Source organism: Embleya sp. NPDC025285 (genome assembly GCF_055558835.1).
Genome location: NZ_JBVHLU010000102.1, coordinates 15,119 through 37,705, shown reverse-complemented (window position 1 = coordinate 37,705; position 22,587 = coordinate 15,119). Strand labels below are relative to the sequence as shown.

15 protein-coding genes and 1 pseudogene are annotated in these 22,587 nt (G+C 75.2%); 3 read left to right on the top strand and 13 right to left on the bottom strand.

The window, feature by feature from the left end; translation table 11 throughout:
• Positions 1 to 149: 149 nt before the first annotated feature.
• Positions 150 to 1,187 (bottom strand): NAD(P)/FAD-dependent oxidoreductase, encoded by a 1,038-nt coding sequence (locus ACZ4FV_RS42160; RefSeq protein WP_465326032.1) that lies wholly within the window; start codon positions 1,185 to 1,187, stop codon positions 150 to 152.
• Between the two features lie 259 nt (positions 1,188 to 1,446).
• On the opposite strand from ACZ4FV_RS42160, the pseudogene ACZ4FV_RS42155 reads away from it, so the two are divergent.
• Both ACZ4FV_RS42155 and ACZ4FV_RS42150 read left to right on the top strand, forming a co-directional pair.
• Positions 1,447 to 2,243, top strand: a pseudogene (locus ACZ4FV_RS42155) (SDR family NAD(P)-dependent oxidoreductase).
• Positions 2,244 to 2,425: 182 nt separating this feature from the next.
• Positions 2,426 to 2,899, top strand: a complete 474-nt coding sequence (locus ACZ4FV_RS42150; protein ID WP_465326030.1) for a GNAT family N-acetyltransferase — start codon at positions 2,426 to 2,428, stop codon at positions 2,897 to 2,899.
• A 62-nt stretch (positions 2,900 to 2,961) separates the two neighbouring features.
• Here the strand turns inward: ACZ4FV_RS42150 and ACZ4FV_RS42145 are convergent, their stop codons facing one another.
• Positions 2,962 to 3,369: a peptidase inhibitor family I36 protein gene (locus tag ACZ4FV_RS42145; protein WP_395873243.1), complete on the bottom strand. Its 408-nt coding sequence runs from the start codon at positions 3,367 to 3,369 to the stop codon at positions 2,962 to 2,964.
• A 538-nt stretch (positions 3,370 to 3,907) separates the two neighbouring features.
• Between ACZ4FV_RS42145 and ACZ4FV_RS42140 the strand changes: the two genes are divergently transcribed.
• The gene (locus ACZ4FV_RS42140; protein ID WP_402236979.1) at positions 3,908 to 4,297 is read left to right on the top strand and encodes an ATP-binding protein; all 390 of its coding nucleotides are present in this window, start codon (positions 3,908 to 3,910) and stop codon (positions 4,295 to 4,297) included.
• Positions 4,298 to 4,368: 71 nt separating this feature from the next.
• Here ACZ4FV_RS42140 and ACZ4FV_RS42135 read toward each other — a convergent pair whose 3' ends face one another.
• The 11 genes from ACZ4FV_RS42135 to ACZ4FV_RS42085 all read right to left on the bottom strand — a co-directional run bounded on the left by ACZ4FV_RS42135 (position 4,369) and on the right by ACZ4FV_RS42085 (position 22,586).
• A complete protein-coding gene (locus ACZ4FV_RS42135) occupies positions 4,369 to 5,007 on the bottom strand; it encodes a LysE family translocator (RefSeq protein WP_395873241.1) in 639 nt (212 codons plus the stop codon).
• A gap of 66 nt (positions 5,008 to 5,073) precedes the next feature.
• The gene (gene ppdK / locus ACZ4FV_RS42130; RefSeq protein WP_465326027.1) at positions 5,074 to 7,764 is read right to left on the bottom strand and encodes a pyruvate, phosphate dikinase; all 2,691 of its coding nucleotides are present in this window, start codon (positions 7,762 to 7,764) and stop codon (positions 5,074 to 5,076) included.
• A 303-nt stretch (positions 7,765 to 8,067) separates the two neighbouring features.
• Positions 8,068 to 9,216: a hypothetical protein gene (locus ACZ4FV_RS42125; RefSeq protein ID WP_465326025.1), complete on the bottom strand. Its 1,149-nt coding sequence runs from the start codon at positions 9,214 to 9,216 to the stop codon at positions 8,068 to 8,070.
• A 118-nt stretch (positions 9,217 to 9,334) separates the two neighbouring features.
• Positions 9,335 to 11,287: a hypothetical protein gene (locus tag ACZ4FV_RS42120; RefSeq protein WP_465326023.1), complete on the bottom strand. Its 1,953-nt coding sequence runs from the start codon at positions 11,285 to 11,287 to the stop codon at positions 9,335 to 9,337.
• A 6-nt stretch (positions 11,288 to 11,293) separates the two neighbouring features.
• Positions 11,294 to 13,210, bottom strand: a complete 1,917-nt coding sequence (locus tag ACZ4FV_RS42115; RefSeq protein WP_465326021.1) for a phage tail protein — start codon at positions 13,208 to 13,210, stop codon at positions 11,294 to 11,296.
• Positions 13,207 to 14,175: a hypothetical protein gene (locus tag ACZ4FV_RS42110; protein WP_465326019.1), complete on the bottom strand. Its 969-nt coding sequence runs from the start codon at positions 14,173 to 14,175 to the stop codon at positions 13,207 to 13,209. Before ACZ4FV_RS42110 ends, ACZ4FV_RS42115 begins: the two co-directional genes overlap by 4 nt.
• Positions 14,172 to 15,206, bottom strand: a complete 1,035-nt coding sequence (locus ACZ4FV_RS42105) for an H-type lectin domain-containing protein (protein ID WP_465326017.1) — start codon at positions 15,204 to 15,206, stop codon at positions 14,172 to 14,174. Before ACZ4FV_RS42105 ends, ACZ4FV_RS42110 begins: the two co-directional genes overlap by 4 nt.
• Complete coding sequence (locus ACZ4FV_RS42100; RefSeq protein WP_395873233.1) at positions 15,203 to 15,496, bottom strand: hypothetical protein; 294 nt, start codon at positions 15,494 to 15,496, stop codon at positions 15,203 to 15,205. Before ACZ4FV_RS42100 ends, ACZ4FV_RS42105 begins: the two co-directional genes overlap by 4 nt.
• Positions 15,493 to 17,778 carry a hypothetical protein gene (locus ACZ4FV_RS42095; RefSeq protein WP_395873232.1) on the bottom strand — a complete coding sequence of 762 codons (2,286 nt, stop codon included), beginning with the start codon at positions 17,776 to 17,778 and terminating at the stop codon, positions 15,493 to 15,495. The genes ACZ4FV_RS42100 and ACZ4FV_RS42095 overlap by 4 nt, the downstream gene beginning before the upstream one ends.
• Before the next feature lie 3 nt (positions 17,779 to 17,781).
• On the bottom strand, positions 17,782 to 22,137 hold the full coding sequence (locus ACZ4FV_RS42090) for a hypothetical protein (protein ID WP_465326015.1): 4,356 nt from the start codon (positions 22,135 to 22,137) through the stop codon (positions 17,782 to 17,784).
• The gene (locus ACZ4FV_RS42085; protein WP_395873230.1) at positions 22,134 to 22,586 is read right to left on the bottom strand and encodes a GPW/gp25 family protein; all 453 of its coding nucleotides are present in this window, start codon (positions 22,584 to 22,586) and stop codon (positions 22,134 to 22,136) included. The genes ACZ4FV_RS42090 and ACZ4FV_RS42085 overlap by 4 nt, the downstream gene beginning before the upstream one ends.
• Position 22,587: the final 1 nt, after the last annotated feature.

Below are 22,587 nucleotides of genomic sequence, written 5' to 3'. Positions count from 1 at the left end.
ACACCACCCCCCCAAACCTACTGCCGGGGGATGGGGGTGAAGACGTGTGCTTTTCCGCTTTGCTGGTTCCCTCCCCGCTTCCGGGGCCGACGGGGTGGGTCCCCGCGCCCGGTGGGCGCGGGACGCTCGGACCGGCCGCGCCGGGCGCCCTACCCCGATGTGCGGCGGGTGCCCACCGCCTGTCGGGTTTCCTCGGCGGTCAGATCCGCGTTGACGGCCGCCGCCGCACGCATACCGGAATCGGCGGAGCCGACGACGGTGGCGGTGAGGTCGGTCACGTTGCCCGCCGCCCACACCCCGGGTGTCCCGGTCGAACCGGACGCGTCGGTGGGCACGTACGTACCCAGCACGTGTCCGCCCATCTCCGCCTCCCGGGTCTCCAGGCCCAGATCGCTCAGGAGCGCGGCGCGGGCGGTGAAACGCGGAGCCACCACCAGGGCCCGCACCGGCACGGTGGTCCCGCCGGCCAGGACCACACCGGTCAACCCGTCCCGGTCGTCCACCCGCAGCTCCCGCACCTCGCCGTCGATCACGCCCACGTCGCGCGCGGCGAGCCGCTCGTACGCCTCGTCGTCCGGCTCCGGACCGGTATGCAGGAACAACGTCACCCGCCTGCTCCACTGGCTCCACATCAGCGCCTGCTCGACGCCCATCGGTCCGGTGGCCAGGACACCGATCGGCTGATCCCGCACCTCCCAGCCGTGGCAGTACGGGCAGTGCAACACCTCGCGCCCCCACCGCTCGGCCAGCCCTGGCACCGCAGGCAGCTCGTCGACCAGCCCCGTCGTCACCAGCAGCCGCCGGGCCCGGATCGAACGGCCGTCCACCAGCCCCACCCGGAAGTCGCCGTCCGCCGCGCGTCGTACCCCCGCCACCGTGCCCTTGGTGAGCTCGCCGCCGTAACCGGCCACCTCCCGGCGGCCGTTCGCCAGCAGCTCGGCCGGCGCGATGCCCTCGCTGCCCAGAAAGTTGTGCACCCCGTGGGCCGGCGCGTTGCGCGGCTGTCCGGCGTCGACCACCAGCACCGACCGCCGGGCGCGCCCCAGGGTGAGCGCCGCGCTCAAACCGGCGGCGCCGCCGCCCACCACGACGACGTCGTAACGCCGCTCCCGGTCACCCGAACCCGAGGCATCGCCCGCCTCCGTCGAGACCGCGTCGGCCGCGAAATCCTGTCCGTCTTCCCTCATGCCGTACACCTCCCTTTCGGTGTGCAGCATCCGCGCCCCCTCGGCACCCCGGCAACATTCCTTGCCGCAATGGCAAGAACGAAGCCGGCGCATCCGGACCGACGGGCCCGTGGCGGCGGAGGTGCGGGCGTTCGCGTCGGTCGCGCGGGAGCCCGCCGACTCCCGTCCGTCCACCCTCGGTGCGGGTGAGGGCTCCGGTGCTCGGCCGGGTACCACCGGTACCTGGCCGGGCGCCGCCGGCTACGGCAGGCTCGCTGCCATGGACAACGCACCGAACACCACCCCACCCGCCGCCCGGGAAGGTCTGCCGGCCGGCAAGGTCGCCTTCGTCACCGGCGCCGGGCGCGGCATAGGCGCCGCCGCGGCACGGCTGTTCGCCCGCGAAGGCGCTCGCGTACTGCTCGCGGCGCGAACGAAGAGCCAACTCGAGGCGGTCACCGAGGACATCCGGACGCGGGGCGGCGTCGCCGACTACGCGGTCTGCGACCTGGCGGACCCGGCCGACCTACGCGCCGCCGTCGATCGCACGTGGACCTGTACGGCCGACTGGACGTCGCCTTCAACAACGCCGCGACCGGTATCCCGCCCGGCCCGATGGACCGGGTCGCCGAGGCCGACTTCGATCACATCTACACGGTGAACCTCAAGGGCACGTGGCCGGCCATGGTCGCCGAGGTCGCCGCGATTCGCGCCACCGCCGGAACCGGGGCCATCGTCAACAACTCCAGCGTCGGCAGCCTGCGGGGCAACCCCGAACTGCCCGCCTACGGGGCGATGAAGCGGGCGGTCAACAGCCTCACCGAGTCCGCGGCCGTCACGTACGGCCCCGAGGGCATCCGGGTCAACGCGATCGCCCCCGGCACCACACTCACCGAGATGGTGCGCGAGTGGGAGCACAACTCCCCCGGCGTCGTCGACCGCCTGAACGCCCGGACGCCACTGGGCCGCGCGGCCGATCCGGACGAGATCGCCGAGGCCGCCGCGTGGCTGCTCAGCGACCGCTCCTCCTACGTCACCGGCACCGTCCTGCGCGTCGACGGCGGCATGCGCGCCTGACCCGAAGGGTGCCCCGCGTAAGTTTCGCCTCGCCCGGGGCTCCCCTCTCGGCGCGCACGCGGGTGCTACCGCGGGGCCGCCGGCCGCACGCCGCGACTTGCCCGCGCCGGGCCGATCGATGCCGCCTCGGGCACGGGAAACCCGGCCGAGCGTCGACTGCCCGGTGGGATACGGTCGCACGCATGTCCGAAATCCCGAGGATCCGCCCCTACCGCCCCGTCGACGAGGACGCCGCGGTCGACGTCTGGTCGCGCGCGGGCCGCGCCGCGCACCCGTTCGTCCCGGGCGAGGGCGAAGGCGAGCGCGAACGCAAGATGCGCGAGATCTACCTGGTCCACGCCGACAACTGGGTGGCCGAGGCCGACGGCAGGGTGGTCGCGCTCCTGGGCCTGCTCGACGCCGAGATCGCGGGCGGAGCCGGCGGCGAGATCGGCGGCCTGTTCGTCGCCCCCGAGGCCCAGGGCACCGGTGTGGGCCGCCTGCTCGTCGAGCACGCGGCGGCGCTGCGTGGCGCGCTGACGCTGGAGGTGTACGAGAAGAACGTCCGGGCCCGCGGGTTCTACGCCCGACTCGGGTTCGCCGAGGAGGGTCGTCGCAGCGACGAGGACAACGACGAGATCCTCCTCAGGCTCACCCGCCCGGCCCCGCGAGCCTGACCCCGGGGGCCGGCTCGGTCGGGGAGGTCCCCGACCGAGCCGGCCGGCAGGCCATCCCGGGTCTAGCGGCCGTAGTCCCGGCCCACGACCAGAGGCTGTCCGGCGGCGTCCGCGCTCGCCAGATCGCGACCGGCGTCGACGCGACCATGCACCGTGTACTGATAACAGGGGAAGCGGATACAGACCACCGGATGACTCACGCCGTGGAGCACATCGAACCCGGTGCGGTTGGCGATCGACAACACCGGAGCGGTGATCGTGTAGCCGGCGTCCCGGCGTTCCTCGATCATCCGCGCGGGCACGACGGTCCGCGTGCCGGTCAGGTTCTGTCCGCTGTAGACGCAGAGACTGCCCGTGGGGCAGGAGACGGTGTCCGCGACGTCCGCCCGTGCGGTCGGGGCGAGCGTGAGCGCGCCCAGGACGATGGCCGCGGCGGCGGCAGCGGCCGTGGTGGCGAGTTTACGAATCATGCGAGTGTCCTCACTCCTCGATGGGTCCGAACGGTTATGCGTCGGTTTTCCGCCGGTTGATCGGCGGGCGTCGACGCAGGCAACGCTCTCGCATCGACAGCGGTGCGTGAAACCCCATTTACGGACAGTGGCGACCCGTGTTGTTTCGGCCGTGTCACCAACCGTCGACACCCGCCGCGAACAGGAAGGTAATCATTCGACTACGGGCGGTGAGGCCCGGAAACTCGGCCTCCCGAGGAACGCGGCGGGTCCGCCCGCGGTCTCGCGTCGAGGCCGGAATGCGACCCTCCACCCCGTCGATCCCGGACACCAGCCCATGGCCGAATCGCCACGGTCACCGCCGCGTCCGGCACGAATCGCCTCCGCACCACTTCCTCCGGCCACGCCGGGAGTGGGTCCTCCAGGGCAGGGCAGGCATCCGCCCGATCGACCGGAACCCGGCTCGGGTCCCGGGCAGTTCACGGCGTCGAGGCAGGGCGGGTGCGCATGATGAGGACCTGCGTTTCCGGAATCCGGCGGCGTCCGGGGCCGGTACCCGATGCGTGAGTCGATCGCCTACGACGGTGCGCCCGGAACGACCCGCCGGGCACGCGCCTTCGCCGGGCGCTTCCTGGAGCGGGCCCGGGCGATCGGGGACGTCTCGATCACCACGCGGGCCGCGGAGGTGGTCCCGCTGGTCGTCGACGAGTTGATCGCCAACGCCACCCGGTACGCGCCGGGGCCGTGCCTGCTGGAACTGGAGATCACCGGCCACGACCTGCACGTCACGGTGTCCGACGGCACGCCGACCCTGCCCGTACCGCACACCCGGGACGTCGATCGCATCGGTCGGCACGGTCTGGAGATCGTGCGCGCCCTGTGCGCGGGCTTCGCGGTCGAACCGAACGCCGCGGGCAAACGGGTCCGCGCCCGCATCCCGCTCACCTGACCGCGGCCGCCCACGGCCGATCCCCCGACGCCGACTCGCCGTCCCGGGCCCCGCGGGTGCCCCGACCCGGGTCAGTCCTTGCGGCCCGTGACCGCGACGGTGACGCCGAGGCCGATCATGGTGAGGCCGCCGATCCCACCGACCCGGGCCAGGCGTGTCGGGGAACTCGCGAACCAGGTCCGGGTGGAGGCGGCAACCAGGCCCCAGACGCTGTCGCAGGCCACCGCGATCACGTTGAACACCAGGCCGAGCAGCAACATCTGCGCCATCACGTGCCCCTGGTCGCGGTCCACGAACTGGGGCAGTACGGCGGCGAAGAACACGATGGTCTTGGGGTTGGCCACGCCGACCGCGAACCCCTCCCACAACGTGCGCAGCCCGCCCCGCGCGGGAACCGCACCGTTGATCGAGGCGTGCAGAAACCCGCGCTCCCGCACCGCCTTGACGCCGAGGTACACCAGGTAGGCGGCGCCCACCAGCTTCAGCGCCGTGAAGACCAGTACCGACCGCTCGACGACGGAGCCCACCCCGAGTGCCACCGCCACGACCAGTACGTACGCCCCGATCGTGTTGCCCACCACCGTGGTCAGCGCCGCCCGGCGGCCCTGCGCCAGCGCCCGTCCGACCACGAACAGCACGCTGGGACCGGGTATCACGATCAGCAGGAACGACATGGCCGCGAACGCCGCCAGCCGGTCAATGGACACCATGCGGCACATGAAAGCACGGAGACCACGCACGCGCGCAGCCATTTCGCGCGGGCTCCGGCCGGAGGTTCAGCGCGAGTCCGCCTCGGCGTGGGTGCCCGCCGCCGCGCGGGCCGCCTCCAGGCGGGCGCTCGGCAGGCGGAACGGTGAGCACGACAGGTAGTCGACGCCGACCTCGTGGAAGAAGTGGATGGACGCGGGGTCTCCGGCGTGTTCGCCGCACACCCCGATGCGCAGATCGGGCCTGGCCCGCCGACCCTCGTCGACGGCCAGTCGGACCAGGCGGCCGACCCCGTCCCGGTCGATGCTCTCGAACGGCGAGACGGCCATGATGCCGCGCTCCAGATAGGCGGCGAGGAAGGACGCCTCGGCGTCGTCGCGGGACAGGCCCCATGTGGTCTGGGTCAGGTCGTTGGTGCCGAACGAGAAGAAGTCCGCCGTCGGCGCGATGCTCCCGGCGGTGAGCGCGGCCCTGGGCAGCTCGATCATCGTGCCCACCGGGCAGCGCACCGGCAGCCCGGCGGCCCGGCCGACCTCGTCGAGCACCCGTTCCACCTCCTCGCGCACCACACGCAGTTCCTCGACCGTGGCGACCAGCGGAATCATGATCTCCGCCCGCGGATCACCGCCCGCGCGCAGCCGAGCGACCACCGCTTCGCCGATCGCGCGTACCTGGGTGGCGACCAGGCCGGGAACCGTGAGCGCCAGGCGTACCCCGCGCAGGCCCAACATCGGATTGGCCTCGTGCAGCCGCTCGATCGCCTCGTGCACATGCACGTCGTGCGGCGCCGGCTCCCGGCCCATCGCCCGCGTTCGGGCCAGCCGGACCGCCGAGTCGGTGTGGTCGGGCAGGAACTCGTGCAGCGGCGGGTCGAGCAGCCAGATGGTCACGGGCAGGCCGTCCATCGCCGCGAGGATGTCGGTGAAGTCCTCGCGCTGGAGCGGCAGCAGCGCGTCCAGCGCATGCCGCCGGTCGGCGTCGGTGCGGGCCAGGATCAGGTCCTCGACCAGCGGGCGTCGGGCGCCGAGGAACATGTGCTCGGTACGGCACAGGCCGATTCCCCGGGCGCCGAAACGCCGGGCCCGGGCCGCGTCCTCGGCCGTGTCGGCGTTCGCCATGACCTGCAACCGCCGTACCTCGTCGGCTCGGTCCAGGAAGCGGGCGACCGCCTCGACCACGCCGGCGGAACGGGCGCCGGTCTCCAGGTAGCGGGTGACCGCCGAGGGCACGAGCGGCAGCGCGCCCGGGTACACGGCGCCGGCCGTACCATCCACCGAGACCACGTCGCCGGCCTCGACGACGGTTCCGTCGGCTCCGGTGCAGCGCCCGCCCTCGATGTCGATGTCCAGGTCGGCCGCGCCGCACACGCAGACCTTGCCCATGCCTCGGGCGACCACCGCCGCGTGGCTGGTCTTGCCGCCCCGCCCGGTCACCACGGCCTCGGCCGCGATCATCCCGGGCAGGTCGTCCGGGCTGGTCTCGTGGCGGACCAGCACGACCCGCTCGCCGGCCGCGGCCCGCCGGGTCGCCTCGGCGACGTCGAACACCACCGCGCCGACCGCGGCCCCCGGCGAGGCCGGGATGCCGTGCGCCAACGGCGCGGCGTCGCCGTGCGCGTCGAAGCGCGGGAAGGTGAGCTGGTCGAGTTGCCCGCCGTCGACCCGGGAGAGTGCCTCCGACCAGGTGATCGTCCCCTCGTCCACCAGCGCGCAGCCGATCCGGAAGGCGGCCTCGGCGGTGCGTTTGCCGACCCGGGTCTGCAGGATCCACAACCGGCCGCGCTCGATGGTGAACTCGACGTCGCACAGGTCGCGATAGTGCGATTCGAGCTGCCGCAGGTAATCGGTCAGGCGGGCGTAGGCGGCCGGGTCCAACCCCTCCAGGGCTTGGAGCGGCAGCGCGTCCCGGACGCCGGAGACCACGTCCTCGCCCTGGGCGTCGGGCAGGTAGTCGCCGTAGACGCCGGCGCGCCCGGTGCCGGGGTCGCGGGTGAACGCGACGCCGGTGCCGGAGTCCGGTCCGGAGTTGCCGAACACCATCGCCTGCACGGTCACCGCGGTACCCAGGTCGTCCGGGATGTGCTCGCGCCGCCGATAGACCCGCGCCCGCTCGCCGTTCCAGGATCGGAAGACCGCTAGCACGGCGCCCGCGAGCTGCTCGCGCGGATCCTGCGGGAACTCCTCGCCCGCGTCCTCGCGCACGATCGCCCGGAACTCGTCGACGATCCCGGTCAACTCGCTTACGTCCAGCCCCAGATCGTCCGCCGCGCCCAGGCGCAGCCTGCGCCGGGTGAGCACGTCCTCGAAGCGGGCCGGGTCCACGCCGAGCACGGTGGTGCCGTACATCTGCACGAGTCGGCGATACGAGTCCCACGCGAAGCGTTCCCGGCCGCGGGCCTTGGCGAGGCCGAGCACGGAGGCGTCGTTGAGGCCGACGTCGAGGATCGTGTCCATCATGCCGGGCATCGAGAACCGGGCACCCGATCGCACCGACACCAGCAACGGATCGTCGGGCCGGCCCAGACGTCGCCCGATCGACGCCTCCAAGCGGGCCAGGTGGTCGGCGATCTCGCCTTCCAGTTCGGCAGGCGGCGCGCCCGTGCGCAGAAAGACCCGGCAGGCGTCGGTGCCGATCGTGAAACCGGGCGGCACCGGCAGTCCCAACCGGGTCATCTCGGCGAGATTCGCGCCCTTGCCCCCGAGCAGCGCGGCCTGTTCCCGGGAGCCTTCACTGAAGTCGTACACATACACGCCGGCCATCGGCATCCCTTCCCGCACAGCGGACCGCCTCGGCTGTCTCTCAGGGTAACGCCGGGCCCCGGACCACCGCAGGCCGCGATCCGGCCACGATCGGGCCGCCCGTTCCGACGCACGCACTGCCCGATGTCGTCGCGCCCGCCGACTCCCACTCTCGGCTTCGGTCTCGGTCTCGGTCTCGGTCGATGCCTCGATAGATCGGCGCGTCGGTGCGTGGGCGCGTCCGCGACCCGCCCGGAGTGCTCCGTCCCGGGCGCGGTCGTGGGTGTCCGTGCGGGTTGTGCGGGATGGGTCGTCCCGTGGGGGTCAGCCTCTGGTCAGGCGGAGCACCAGGTTGGCTCGGTCGATGGCTTCCAGGACGGGTCCGGGTGGGACCTCGGCGGCGTGGGCCTCCTCGGCCAGGGTCTCGGGATCGGCGCGGGCCAGGTCGGCCACCGTGCGGTCGCCGAGCAGGTCGGCCAGTCGGGCGGTGCGGGCGACGCCCAGGAGCGTGCGCGCGGGCATGGCGCGGACGGCCTCGGGGTCGTCCGCGGTCATGACCTCCTGGGCGTGCGACGAGGAGAAGGCGTGCGCGAGGGCCTGTCGGGTCACCTCGGTCCAGCCGGTGAGCCGGTCCTGGCCGGGCTGCCCGCAGTAGAAGCCGTAACCGCCGAAGGACGCGGTGAAGCGACGGTTGCGCAACTGGTCGACGGACAGCCTGCCGTCCGCCGCGACGGTGAAGTCGGCCAGCACCACCCAGGGTTGGGTGGGGCACGGCGGGCACGGGCGGGTGCCGGTCTCCGAGATCCGGGACGAACACCCCGTGGTCTCCTGGCGGCTGTCCTCCTCGCCGTTGACGTACACGTCCGGCAGGGTGTCCAGCACGCCGAGGGCGAAGCCCTCCCGAACCCGGCTGTACTCGCACGCCGTGTCCTCGCAGCCGCAACCGGCCGCCGCCACCGGCGCGGTGAGGCACTCGTCGTAGCGCACCGCGAGGTAGTAGGTGCGCCCGGGTTCGCGCCGCTCGCGCACCGGCGCGCACCAAGGGTCGTCGGGCGGCGGGCATCCGTCGGTGGCGCCGGGCAGCGAGTCGCGTACGTCCACCCTGATCCGGTGGTCGACCACGATCTCGTCCCCGTACGGGCCCAGCAGGTAGCCGGGCGAGACGTCCAGCAGCCAGGGCAACCGGCCGCCGTCGCCGTAGCGGACCGTACGTACGGTCACCCCGCACACCACACCCCACCCGTGCAGCAGCCGGTTGTGTCGGCGCATGCGTTCCAGCAGCCAGACACCGGTCTGAGCGAGGTCCTCCGGGCCGACGAGTTGGCCGCCGAACCAGCGTGGGCGCAGCCGCCCGGTGGCGTTCCGGCCCAGGCAGTCACCGCATCCGCACGCGGAGGAGGTCTCGCTCCCGCCGTCGCAGCCGCAGCCGCCGTGTCCGGTAACTGCGGTGGGCCGGATCGTTCGTTCGTGCACCGTCAACGTCCCTCAGCTCCTCGGTATGCGTCGTCTCGGTGGCGCCCGGCGTCCCGTTTTCCGGGCGGGCGGCACCCGTGCGATCCCGTCGGCCGGCGCAGCGCGCCGGTTGCGGCACTCACTCCGGCGCCACCTCGAAGACGAGGTGCACGAACCCGCCGGGGTCCCCGTCGAAGAGTTCGACGTCGACGCTCGACCGGGCGCCGAGGGCGGACACCGGCCGGGCCGGGGACAGGACCTGCTGCCCGGACCAGATCGAGAAGAGCGTGTGGTTGTCCAGGGCGGTCCCGAGGAAGTCCGCGTCCAGCAACAGCGCCGGCCCGTCCGCGCCCACCGGCGGCACCGGGGCCGCGGCCGAGGACCGCACCTGGAGCAGGAATACGGCGGCCGGTTCGCCGGCGTCCGGAAGCCGCACCCCGTCCACGCCGAACGTGTACGTCACCCTCTCCCCCCGCGAATCGCCGCGGGCGCCCGGGCCCAGGTCCAGGTGCCGGAAGCCGGCGAGCTTGTCCCCGTCCCGCAGGGCCTGGAACAGCCGTACCCAGCCCTGCGGTTCGGCCGACGCGGGGTCGGCCAGGGCCCGGTCCACGGTGAGTTCGACGTGCGGTCGGCGGGTGAAGCGCGTCCAGTCCCGGCGCAGCGGACCGGCCGGATCCAGTCGCGCGGCGCCGTCCGGCCACACCCGCAGCAGCCTGGGCCCGTTCTCCACCTGCTCGGTCGGCGGGGGCGGCGGCGCGAACACATGCAACTCGCCGCCCTGGGTCCCGTTCCCGGACGGGAACGGCGGTACCGCCGCGAGCGGCGCCCGCTCGACGAGGTCGGCCAGGGCGGTGTCCTTGGGGGCGCCGGGAGCCATCGCCCACAGCGTGTCGCGGTCGGCGGCGGTGAGCCCGGTGCCGACCAGGTCGGGGTCCAGCGCCAGGCCGTCCGGGTCCTGAGCGCGCGGCGGCCCGGCGCCGGGCACCCGCGAGGCCACCACGAAGATCGTCTGGGTCAGCAGGCCCTCGCTCTCGAGCCCGACCGTGTACGCCACGCCCTCGCCGGCGGCCGGCACACTCACGTGGGTGAAGGCGCCGCCGGCCCGGGTCAGCTTCAGCCGTTGCGCGCCCGTGTGGTCGAGCTGCCACACGCCCACCCACGGGTCCGGGGCATCGAATGCGGCGTCGGCGAGTTGCCGGTCGAAGGCGATCTCCAGGCGCTTCTCGGCGACGAAGGCGCGCCACGTCGCGGGCGTCGCGTCGGTGCCGACCTGCGGCCACAGCCCGGTGATCCGGGGCGGCAGGATGCGGCCCGCACAGCACGCGTCCACCCGTTCGGCCAGGCACATCAGCAGGTCGAACAGGACCCGGTTGGAGTAGACGACCGGCCGCGCGGTCACCGTGTCCAGGTCCGGCTCGCGCTCCGGCGCGTAGGTGATCGTCGCCAGGACCACGCAGTCGTCGGCGCGGTCGCACTCGTGCTCGACGGTGTCGGCGACCCGCTCGCGGCGGTCGAAGTTCGCGCCGCGCCGGTCCGGGAAGATCGCCGCGCACTGTTCCCAGCTCAGGCCGACCGGGTCCGGTTCGCAGGCGGTGACCCGGATCAGGAACCGTTCCAGGGTCAGCGACGGGACGCACTCCTCGCGGACCTCGCAGTCGACCACCGGGCTGCGGACGAACTCGGTGCCGCACTCGTGCCGGCACAACACGATCGCGACCGTGCCGTCGTGAACCGGGTCGCCCTCGGGTTCGCCCGCGCAGTCGGTGGGTTGGTACGGCTCCTCGACTCGGACCGGGCGGTCCACCACGATCAGCCGGCCGCGGCCGTCCACCGCGACGCCGGGGCAGACGGTCAACCCACCGTCCGTGTCCGCCTCCACGTCCAGTCCGCACAACACGCCGGGGCCCAGGCCCAGCCGGGCCAGGGTGGCGGAGGTGCTTCGGTGGTAGGTCTGTTCGAGCTGCCAGTGCCGGACGTCCATCAGCTTGCCCGGGTAGAAGCGGTTGCGGACCGGCGGGGCGGGGGCCGCGTCCTCGCCCCCGTCGCAGCCGCATCCCGTGTCCGCCGCGTGGTCCTGACCGTGCTGACTCACTTGTGCTCAACCCCTTGGAGATGGTCGGGTGGTCGACCCGCGACCGCCTGGTGTGGGAAGCGTCGTGTCGAGGCGTGTCTCGACGGGGCCGCCGACATGCGCCGCGGCCGATCCCGGCAGCCGGATCCCGGTGCCGAGCGCGGGTCCGGCACCCGCGGCCCGGTCCGGCGGCGGGCCGGCCACGTAGGTGTCGATGCCGACCTGTCCCGGGATCGCGCCGTGCCGGGCGGCCCGCACCCGCGCGAACACGTGTGCCGGGCGCTCGCGTTCGACCACGCGGGCGATCTCCGGCAACGCGTCGGCGTGTTCCGGCGGGACATGTACGCACACCCGGTGCGCGAACGCGGCGTACAGCGGCAGCCCCCGGTCCTGCGCCGGGATCAGGTGGGCGCCGTCGAGCACGGCCGTGGCGTCCAGGACCGGCGGCCCCGGGTCCGCGACGTGCGTCGCGGTGTCCCGGCCCAGTCCGCCGCTGCCCAGTCGCCAGACCCCGGCGCGAAGCAGCGGTTCGGACAGCCGGACCGCGACCCCGGTCTCGCGGGCGACGGCCTCGACCAGACCCGCGGGCGTGCCGCGGCGGCCGTGCGCGGTGTACGCCCCGGCGATGTCCGCGCGCCGCGTGGCGGGGTCGGCGGAGCGGGACGATGCGGCGTCGACCCAGCGGGCGAGCCGGTCCAGCCACGGATCGTCCGGGCGGTCCGGGGCCGAGCCCGGGTCGAGCGAGGCGGGCAGGTCCTCCAGTTCGCGCACCGACGCCTCGTGCGCGCAGGCGAGCAGGCCCAGCAATCGGCCGAGCGTGCCCGAGCCGTCGTCGTCGCCGGTGTAGGCGGCGGGCAGCGCGTCGAGCAGGCCCCGGCCCACGTGTTCGACGCGTACGTCGTCCACGCGCGGGGTTCCGCGTCCGTCGCCGAGCAGTTCGATCGCGATCCACAGTCGGGCGCCGGGGGCGGTCGGGCCGGCCAGGACCCGCACGTCCAGGCCGCCCAGGGGGCCGGCCCGCCAACGGCCCGCGGGGGTCGGCACGGGCGCGTCGTCGGCGTCGGCGCTCGCCGGGTCCGGCGGGTCGGGGGTGACCCCCTTCGGCGCGAGCATCGTCCACACCCGCACGTGCGTGCCGGACGGCGCGGGCTCGGCGAGGAGGATCCGGACCCGGTCCCAGTGTTCGACGCCGGGCGGCTCGATCGGCGCGGGCAGTACCGCGACGCCGCGCGTGCCGGTGCGCCGCGCGCCCAACCGGGAGATCCCGGCGGGGCCGGCCACGAACACGCGCCCGCACCGGTCGACGGCGATCCCGGCGAAGTCGCCGCCGGCCAGGACCCGCACCGGTGAGCCGTCGTCCGGGACCGACACGACGCCCGGGCCCGGCACCTGTCCGGCGCCGCCCGCCACGAGTACCCCGTCCGGCACCCGGACGGCCGCGAGGCCGCCGACCCGTACCCGGGCCGCGCGCAGCGCGGGGTCCTCCGCCGGCGGCGGGTCGGTCCACGGCGCGAGGTACTCGCCGGTGTCGGCGAGCACGACCATGGCCCGGGGACGCCGGTGGTGCGCCGATCGGTTCGGCTCGTCGCCGACGATCAACAGCCGCCCGCGGTCGAGCAACCACAGTCCGCGCGGCGCGCGCAGCGCGGCGGGATCCCCCGTGGCCACGTCGAGGCAGCCCAGCACGCACACCATGTGGTCGCAACCGTCCACGCGCAGCACCCGACCGTGGCCCGGATCGGCGACCACGATCGTGCCGTCGCCGAGCACGACCAGCCCCAGCGGCCCGCCCGCCGGGTCCAGGTCCACGCACGCGATCGTTTCCGGTGTCGCCGTCCCCGGGCCCAGCACCAGCCGCTCGCCGTCCGCGCGCACCCCCGCGAAGCGGGCCCCCGGCCAGCGTCCCAGCGTGTTGACCCAGCGGTAGTCGATCGCGCCGCTCACCCGCCCTCCACCCCCATCCACGAGATGTGCCAGCCCAGTTCGGTGCGCACCAGGTTCGGGGTCTCCAGATCGGCGAGCACCACCGCCGGATTCAGCGGCAGCGTCGTGGTGCCGCCGGCGGCCCCGCCGATCCGCCCGGCGGGCAGCGGCACCACCACGGTCATCCGGCCGGGCTCCGCGCCGTCCACGTAGGGCGTGCCGTCGAGCACGCAGGCCTGGCCACCCGGCGCGGCCGACGCGCTCAACTCCCGATCGCCGTCGAGCCGGACCGTGTAGGCGGGGATGTCGCCGAAGCCCGCCGCGCCGGTGTCGACGACGGTGCGCAGCCCGATCACCACCCCGGAGGCCGGATCCTCGACCGCCGACCACACGGTGCCGAACGCGCTCGTGGCGCCGGTGGCCACGTACGGCGTGGGGAGCACCGCCAGGATCCGGCGCCCGGCCGGATCGGGCGGCGCGGTCAGCGCACAACCGCGCACGGACACCGTCGCGAGCAACACGTCCAGCCCGTCCCGCAGCTCCGCCGGGGTACACCAGCCGACCGTCGGACCGTCCGCGAGCCGCACCGCGCCGACCACGCCGCAGGCCCCGTCCCGGGTCCGCACCGCCGCTTCGTCGTCCTCGGTCCAGCGCAGCGTCAGGCAGAACACCACGTCACCGCCGTCCGGCCCGGCGGCCACCGCCGGCACATCCGACTCGGCGCCGTCCACCAGGATCAGGTCGCGACCGAGCGCGTCGAGCGCGTACCCCGCGCCGATCGCGACGCGCTTGGCACCCCGGGCACCGGTCACCTCCAGGCCGAGTGCGATGCCCCATCCGTGCAGGACCCGGTTGTGCAGCCGACGGCGCGAACGCTCCACCGAGACCGCGTCGTCGAGGTCGGCGGCGGCAAGCACCTGTCCGGCGAAGAAGCTCGGGCGATGCGTCGGCGGCACTGCCGCCCCGCTCGTGGTCGGGCCGGTCATGCGGACTCTCCCCTTCGTCGAGGACCCGGTCGGGCCCCGGGTGGCTCGCCGGCTCGGCGACCGGCTCGGGCATCCGGGCCGGGCCGCGCGCCGGCTCGGCGACCGGCTCCGGCATCCGGGCCTGGCGTGTCGGCGCCCCGACGACCGGGTCCGGCATCCGGGCCGGGCCCGCCCCGGTCCTCGGGCCCCGTCGCGTCGCGAAGATCGCGTGGCACGTACACCACCGGCCGGGTGCACGGCACCGGGCACGGCGGGTCGACCGGCCCGGGCAGCGCCGGCACCCGCCGCGCACTCAGCACGGCCGTCCACGCGAACGCCATCGGCACCGCCGAGACCTTCGGTTGCTCGTCGATGTCGCCGCTCTCCGGCAGCGCGTGCCGCACGGTGAGCGCGAACCCGGTCGTGTCGACGTCGGTGACCTGCGCGGTGCCGGCACCGGTACCGGCCGGCGGCGGCCCCTCGGCGCCGACGAACACCTGCGGCACCTCGGCGAACGGGCGCGCGAAGTCGATCCGCGCCGACCACCGCACGCGCGAGCCCTCGGCGGCGGCCCCGCCCCGGGGCACCCGGCCCGCGAGCAGCACGGTCGGCCCGGGTCCACGCGCGGTGCTCCGGGCGCCGTCGCCGACGTCCAGCCGCCCCGAGTCGGGGTGATAGACCGCGAGCGGCACGTCCCCGAGGCCCACGACATCACCGGGCTCCAGCCGCCGGACCCGACCGCGCGGTCCGGCGCCCGCACGGCGCAGCACCACGGTCTGCGGCCCGACCGCCTCCCCCGGCACCACGAGCACGTCGTCGGCGCCCAGCACGAGCAGGTCGCCGTCGCGGGTGAGAGCCACGCCCGGCTCGACCAGAACCCGCCCGATGTCGAACATCCACACCGCCAAACCCACCGCGACACCCCACGTACGATGCGCGGCACGCGTGTGCCGGGCCAGATACCACGCCTCGTTCGCGGTCAGGTCGCGCAGGTCGACGGCGTCCAGCCGGACACCGACTTCCTCGACGATGCGGTCGGGTGTCGCACTCATCGCCGCTCCTCCCCCCGGACCACGCACACGAAGCGCTCCCCCGGCGGAACCAACACATCGTCGGCGCCCGGCACCAGCAGGTCGCCCTCGCGGGTGAGGACCACGCCCGGCTCGACCGGAACCCGCCCGATGTCGAACATCCACACCGCCAAACCCACCGCGACACCCCACGTGCGATGCGCGGCACGCGTGTGCCGGGCCGGGCGCCACGCCTCGTTCGCCGTGAGATCGCGCGAATCCGCGGCATCCGACCGGACACCGGATACCTCGACGACACGATCGGGTGTCACACCCACCTCCGCTCCTCCCCGCGGACCGCGAGCACGGAGTGCTCGCCCGGCACCACCAGCGCCGTCGGCGGTACGCACAACCCGCCGCAGCCGGGCGGCCCGCCGTCGGCGCGCAGGGCGAGCGCGGTGACGTGGTCCACGCCGGGGACCTCGTCCAGCACCCGCAACACTTCGCTGCGGTGCACGTCGCGGCCGAACGGCCAGCCCGTGCCACGCGGTCCGCCGGTGATCGGGTGCAGGAACGTGTCGAGCGCGGCGCGCACCGCCGCGGTCGCCGCGATCGGGTCGACGCCCGGAAACAGGGCCACGGTCGTATCCGCGCTCACCACCACATAGCGCGGCCCGGTGACGAACAGCCGGGTGCCCGCCGTGCGCAGTGCGGCCAGGTGTCGGCGCACGGCACGCAGCAGACCCGGTGTGGGCTCGGGTCGCCCACGCGGGAGCGCGGGCACCACGACCGCGGTGACGCAGCCCGACGCGACCAGGCCCGGCAGTCGCGGGTCGGTCTCGGCGAACGCGCGGACCCGGGCGATCCGGGTGCCCGGAGTGTCCAGCGCGCAGCGCTCGATCCCGGCCAGGGTCACCGCGCGTTCGGGCGCGGCCAGCCGCAGTACGGCGGTGTGGGGCAGGTCGTCGAGCGAGTGCGCGTCGGCGGCGGCGAGCGCGTCCACGAGGCGTTCGTGGGCCCACAGCGCGCGTTCGGCGCGGGCCGCCGCCGCGGCGGTGTCCTCGGCGTCGGTGCCGCCCGTCGCCGGGTCGACCAGGGCGGCGGTGAACGCGTCGGGGGCGGGCGGGCCGCCCAGGAGCACGCGGGTGCGCACGTCGGGCGCGACGACCACGGGTGCGGGCGGGGCCAACGTGCCGCCCCGGGCTCCGGAGGTGGTCCGATAGGCGGCGAGCACGGTACGGCCGGCCTCCGGGACCCGGCCCGCGCGGCCGTCGCCGAAGGTCAGCGTCCCGGTCGCGGCGTCCAGCACCGCGTGCAGGTCGGTGCGGCCGGCCGCGTCCAGGTCCGGGACCAGCCGGACCGGTTCGACGCCGCCGCCCGGGTCGGCCAGCCACACCCGGTCCGGGCCGGGTGTCGGCGCGTCCGGGGCCACCGCGCCGCCCGGCAGGGTGAACGTCTGTTCCGGCGCGCCGTCGCCGACGCCGGCCGCGACGAGTTCGGCCGCCAGCCGGCCGGGGGCGCCGGCTGTCGGCGCGATCCAGCGCAGGATCCGTACCGGCGGCGCGGCCGGGTCGTCCGCGCGCACGGTCCGCACCACGCGCGCGGTGTCCACGGTGATCGCCAGCGGCACGACCGCGCCCTCCACCAGCGCCGCTCCCCCGGTGACCACGGCCGTCGACGCGACGTCGTAGGCGCCCACCGCCGCGACCGCCAAGCTCGCCTCGACCGCGTCGGCGACCACCCGACGCAACCGGGGCGGCGCGTCGTGCCGACCCCGGTCGAGCCGGCAGCGCAGCCACGCGCGGGTCCCGGCCGCGCCGAGCGATTCGACCGGCAGGCCACCGGGCCCGATCCGCAGCCGCACCGCGCCGGATCGGGTCAGCGCCCGAGTGCGGTCCTCGACGTCGCCGAGCGGCTGCCACCCGCCGTCCACGCGGGCCTCCCACACGGTGTGCGCGCCGTGGTGCGCCGAGGTGCCCGGGTCCCGGACCGAGTCCACGGCATGGGCCACGTCGGCCACGTCGCTCCCGCTCGCGTCCAGGTGGAGCGCGAGCGCGGCACCCGGGGGCAAAGCCCGGTCCAGCCCCAGGAGCAGCGCGGCGCCGACTCCCGGATCGGGGCCCAACGCGTCCACCGCGGCGCCGCCGAGCAGCGTGGGGGTGTGGTCGGTCCACCCGAGGGTGTACGCCGACTCCCGCGCGGTGCCGTCGTCGGTGCCTGCCGCCGTCACCGACGCGCCGGTCAACGGCAGCGCCTCGACCGTTTCCAGGCCGGTCGGAGCGTCCGCCCCGTGCGCGAGAAAGCCCAGTCGGGCGGGCAGTTCGGGCGGTGCGCCGGGCCCGGGCCGGATCGCCAGGACCACCCGTGCCGGGCTCGGCGCGGCCGGGTGCACGCCGAGCAGCGCGAGCAGTTTGCGCCGGTGCCGGTCGGTCACCCGCGAGGCCCGGTAGACGTCCGTGTCCACGAGCCACGCGAGCATCTCGATCACCGCGATGCCGGGATCGGAGTGGTTGTGGTCGGTCCAGCGCGGGCTCTCCAGCGGCAACAACGCCCGCGCCTCGGCGACCAGGTCGGGCCACCGCCGGGTGTCCAGACTCGGAGGGAACAGGGGCATGGTTCAGTACTCCCTTCCCGGGGATCGCGAGGATCGCGAACACCCGGCGGATCCCGGCGTCCCCGGGGCCTGTGGGGACCGTGGGGACCCGACGGACCGCGCCACCCCCGGCCCCGTTCCGGTCTCCCCCGGCCCGGCGAGCCGCACCACGAGCGGTCCGGCGCACACCACGGCGTCCGCGGCGACCGGTACCGCGTCGCCGGCGGGTACACCGTCCACGGTCAGGTCCAGCGCGGTCACCACGTCCACACCGGGCACCGCCTCCAGGCGCCGGGCCAGATCGGACAGGTACACGCCCCGGCCGAACGGCCAGCCGGTCCCGGTCGGGCCGCCGTCCAGCGGGTGCAGGAAGCGAGCCAGGTCGGCGAGCACCGCGCCGCGCACCGGGCCCGCGTCGCCGGCCCGGGTCGGACGTACGGTGGCCGCCACGCCGATCGGGAAGTAGCGCGCGCCCTCGACCACCAGGCGGGCCGCCGCCGGCATCCGCGCGCCGACCGCGTCCCGTACCCGGCGCAGCAGTTCGCCGGTCGGCTCCGGCCGGTCCGTACCGTCGCGCGGCACCACGACCAGTCGGATCACGCCCGGCAGCACCCGACCGTGCCGGTCGCGCGCGCCCAGCGCGCGGGCCGCCGCGATCGCCGGGACGGTCTCCCGGGCCAGCGCCGCCACGTCGCTCTCGGTCAGCGCGAGCCGGCGGTGTCGCAGCAGCGCGGGGCCGCGGCGCAGGACGTCCGGGAACGGTTCCGCGTCGGTGCCGCCGCTCGCGCCCCGGGGGTTGCTCACCGCGCCGACCGCGACCGCGCCGATCGCCTGGGTGATCGCGCCGGCGGGCACATTGCCGACCGCGCCGCCGCCGGAACGGTACGAGCGCAGCCGCACGTTGTCCGGCCCCACCGGCGGAACCCGCCCGTGTCCGTTCCCGCCGAACAACACCCGCCCGGTGGCGTGGTCGCACACGAAGACCCGATCGGCCGGACCGGCCAGCCCCAGGGAGGGAACTTCGTCCCAGCGCACCCAGACCTCGCTCACCCGGCCCGTGCGCGGATCGGCCACCGTGCGCAGCGCCGCACCCGCACGCTCGGCCAACTCCCGGCGCAGCAGCGGAAGATCGACAAAGGCGCGCTCGCCGTCCAGCTCGCGCACCTCCAGCACCGCGCCGTCCAAAACCGGGGCGCGCATGGCCTGGAAGACCTGTCCGGCGCTGCCGTCGGCCGAGCCGAGCAGTTCGTCGGTGATCGTCTGGACCTGCCGCACCCCGGCCGCGTTGGGCACCAGCGCGCTCAGCACCGGTCGCGGGGGTTCGGCCTCGCCGGGGAAACGGGCCCGGATCCAGGTGCGGGGTGTGCCGAATCGGGCGGGTGGCGCGTCGCGCAGTTCGCCGCCCGCGTAGGCCCGGGAGAGTCGGTCGCGCACGGTGAGTGTCTCGCCCTCGGCACCGGCCACGAGCACCGGTTCGCCGCCGCGCGCGTCGGTGAGCAACAGCCGGTCTCCGGGCCCGAATCGGGCGGCGGCGCCGCGCCCGAGCAGGGTCACCGTACGGTCCGCGGCGCCCGCGACGGGTGCCCCGGGCGGGCCGCCGGCGCCGGGCCAGAGCAGGCCGACCACGCCGCCTCGGGTGAAGCCCTCGGTGCCGTCGTCGCCGGCCAGGGCGACCCAGCCGGTGCCGTCGTAGCCCTCCCAGGTGGGTCCTACCGGGACCGCGTCGGGGTCCTCGCCGGCGGGCTCGACGTACAGGCCCAGGCGGTCGGCGGGCAGTTCGCCGTCGAAGCCCAGGTACAACGTCGGGGCGGTCTCGGCCATCGGGCGAAACGGCGTGGCGCCGGGTCCGGGGAAGGCGAGGTCGGCGGTCAGGTCGGCCCACGCGTGGTCGTCGAGCGCGAGCGTGTGTCGCGGGTCGTCGGGTCCGGCGACGTGCCGGTAGAACACCTCGAAGCGGTCCAGCACCGGTGGCCGGGGCTCCACCACGGGCAGGAAGTTGAGCACGCCGGACTTGTCGGTCCAACTCACCTGGCGCAGGAAGGAGAAGCTGCCGCGTTCCAACCGCGCGCGCAGCCAGCGGCGTTCGTCGCCGGTCACCGAGGCCGCCGCCCAGTCGCTCGGCACGGTGAAGTGCAACGCTCCCGAGCGTTGCAGGGCCAGTACGGCGGGCGCGCCGGCCGCGCCGATCGCCCGCCAGCGGATGCCGTCGTAGTACTCCCAGGTCACCTCGGGCGCGGTGAGCTGGTTGGGGGTCTGCGCGCCGACCACGGCCTTGAGCAGGTCCTCCGGCGCCAGGTCCGCCAGCGCGGTCGCGATCGTGCGGGCCTTGGCCACCTGGGTGTCCACGGCGGTCCTGGCCGCGTCGATCCGCGAGGTCACGTCGGTCACGAACGCCTGGGGGTCGGCGCTGAGGAAGGACGGCAGCGGGGTGTCGGCCAGGTAGGGGGTGGGGGTGGCCAGGACGGTGCCCAGCGCGGACGCGAGCGCGCCGTGCGCGGCGACCACCTGGGCGTCGCTGCCGCCGCCGAGCGCCTGGGCGAGCGCGGCCCGAGGCGCGGTCAACGCGCTCGCGCCGGCGGACAGTTGCGCGGTGACGTCGGCGGTGGCCAGCAGCAGCCCGGCGCTCGCGCGCGGGGCGCCGCCGAGCGCGGCCAGCGCCGCGGCGAGGTCGGCGGCCGGGTTCGCGGCGGTCTGCGCGGCGGTGACGTGCTCGCGCGCCGAGCCGATGTTGCCGAACAGGCCGGGCTCGGCCTGCGCGGCGCCGCGCAACGTGGTCAGCGCGTCCCGCAGGTGCGTCTTGACCTGGGCGTACCACGCGGTCGGGTCCTCGCCGGACAGCGGCGAGACCACCGCGCGCCCCAGGTCCCCGGTGACCGCGGTCAACTCGGCCAACCTGGTCGCCACGGCGCGGATGTCGGCGACCGTCTTGTCGCGGAACTCCTTCGCGTTCTGCACCCCGCCGGTCAGTTCGCCGGTGCGCTGGTCGGCCTCCTCGGCCGCGGTGCGCGGTCGGCCGAGCACCACGGTGACCCGGGCGCCGGGCTTGGCGAACGCGGCGTCGCACGCGACGTGGAAGGCGCTGCCGCGTACCGGCGCCGGGCCCAGCGGGGTGAAGGCCCGGGTCGGGTCCACCGCCTGCGCGTCGGCGACCGCCTTGTCCGGGGCCAGGCCGGTGCGCAGGGTCAGGTCCAGGTGCGCGGGGGCGTCGAGGGCGAGCGGCGCGGTCAGGTCGTCGGGGTCGTCCAGGACGAAGTAGTCGATGCCCGGTTTCGGGGTCGCCGTGCCGGCGGTGAAGGTGTCCGCGGCGGTGGGCGGCACGGTGACGCCGAACCGCACCGTGTGGCCCGGGTGCGCGGTCCCGATCGCCACCGGCGTGCCGGGCTTCGCGGTCGGATCGGCGTTGCTCGCCGCGGTGGTGTCCCGCACGTGCACCGTCACCTCCGGCGGTGCGGTGGTGCCGTACGCGGCGTGCACGGTGACGGTGGTGTCGGCACCGGTCGGCGGGCCGGTGAACAGGGCCAGGCGCGCGTGGGTGCTCACCGCCGCGAGCCGTACCCGTGCCACCTCGGGAACCACGAATCCGGGTCGACCGCTCAGCGCCGAGTCCAGCCGGGCGCGCAGCCAGTACGACTCGGTGCCCTCGACGGTGGTGGTCACCGCCGTCGCACACGGCGCCACCAGGCGGACGGTGCCCGAGCGGGTCAGCCCCGCGGTGCCGTCGCGGGACTCGTCGTCACCGTCGCCCCAGGGCGCGAACGCACGCCACGCGCCGCCGTCCCACCACGTCCAGGAGATCCGCAGCGGGCTCGACGCGGGTCGCCCCAGGACCACGGTGATCTCCACGGTGGCCCGCCCGGCGAACGCCAGGAGCGTGTCGTGCGCCAGGTACAACTCCCGTACGGCGGGGCGCAGATCGGTGAACAGCGTGACCGGGCGTCGGGCCAGGACGTCGGCGGAGTGGTCGGCGGCGGCGTCCGCGCCCGGGTCCAGGCTCCACACCTCCACCAGCGGCGCGCCGGCCAGTGCCACCGTGTCCCGGGTCTCGAAGATCAGCGGCGCGTCCTGTCCCGGCACGGCGGCGCCCAGCCGTGATCCGGCGGTCACCCGGGCCCCGCTCACCCCTGGCAGCGGCTGGAGCAGGACCGTGGTGCCAGCGCCCTGCGCGGGCAGCAGCGACACCCCCACCATGTCCAGGAGGGCGGCGAGTTGCCGGTCGGGCAGGGCGGCCAGCCGTTCCTCCAGCGCGGCCAGCAGCGCGCCGAGTCCGTGTGCCACGCCCAGGGATGGTCCGCCCGGGGTCGGATGCCAGTCGGGTACCCAGCCGGTCCGCGCGGCCAGCAGCGCGGCGACCACCTCGGCCCGGCCTCGTGGCGTGCTCACGTGGCCGCCCCTTCGTGCAGGTGGAACGGGTACACGAGGTTGTAGAAGGTGTTGGTGGCGCGGATCCGGTAGTCGATGCGCACGTCCAGTCGGCCCGCCGCGCGATCGGCCACCGACACCTGCACGCCCAGCACGTCGATGCGCGGCTCCCACGCGGTCAGGCCCTGTTCCACCCGCAGCCGCACCAGCGCGGCGGTGGCCGCGGTGACCGGCTCGAACAACATGTCCTCCAGACCCGCGCCGAAGTCGGGACGCATCACCCGCTCACCGCGTCGAGTGCCCAGGATGAGCAGCACGGACTGGCGGACCTTCTCCGGCCCGGCCGCCTCGGCCGCCTCACCGAGCGGGTCCAGGCGGGCCGGCGCGGCCCAGCCCCGGCCGAGCACGGCGGCGTCCGCGGGGGTGTGCTGCGCGGGGTCTGGATCGAGCGGCGCGTTCGGTTCGGCCATC

Excerpts from the sequence above, each read along its gene's own strand:
- ACZ4FV_RS42160 (WP_465326032.1), bottom strand. The coding sequence starts at position 1,187 with ATGAGGGAAGACGGACAGGATTTCGCGGCCGACGCGGTCTCGACGGAG.
- ACZ4FV_RS42150 (WP_465326030.1), top strand. The coding sequence starts at position 2,426 with ATGTCCGAAATCCCGAGGATCCGCCCCTACCGCCCCGTCGACGAGGAC.
- ACZ4FV_RS42145 (WP_395873243.1), bottom strand. The coding sequence starts at position 3,369 with ATGATTCGTAAACTCGCCACCACGGCCGCTGCCGCCGCCGCGGCCATC.
- ACZ4FV_RS42140 (WP_402236979.1), top strand. The coding sequence starts at position 3,908 with ATGCGTGAGTCGATCGCCTACGACGGTGCGCCCGGAACGACCCGCCGG.
- ACZ4FV_RS42135 (WP_395873241.1), bottom strand. The coding sequence starts at position 5,007 with ATGGTGTCCATTGACCGGCTGGCGGCGTTCGCGGCCATGTCGTTCCTG.
- ppdK (WP_465326027.1), bottom strand. The coding sequence starts at position 7,764 with ATGGCCGGCGTGTATGTGTACGACTTCAGTGAAGGCTCCCGGGAACAG.
- ACZ4FV_RS42110 (WP_465326019.1), bottom strand. The coding sequence starts at position 14,175 with ATGACCGGCCCGACCACGAGCGGGGCGGCAGTGCCGCCGACGCATCGC.
- ACZ4FV_RS42105 (WP_465326017.1), bottom strand. The coding sequence starts at position 15,206 with ATGAGTGCGACACCCGACCGCATCGTCGAGGAAGTCGGTGTCCGGCTG.
- ACZ4FV_RS42095 (WP_395873232.1), bottom strand. The coding sequence starts at position 17,778 with ATGCCCCTGTTCCCTCCGAGTCTGGACACCCGGCGGTGGCCCGACCTG.
- ACZ4FV_RS42085 (WP_395873230.1), bottom strand. The coding sequence starts at position 22,586 with ATGGCCGAACCGAACGCGCCGCTCGATCCAGACCCCGCGCAGCACACC.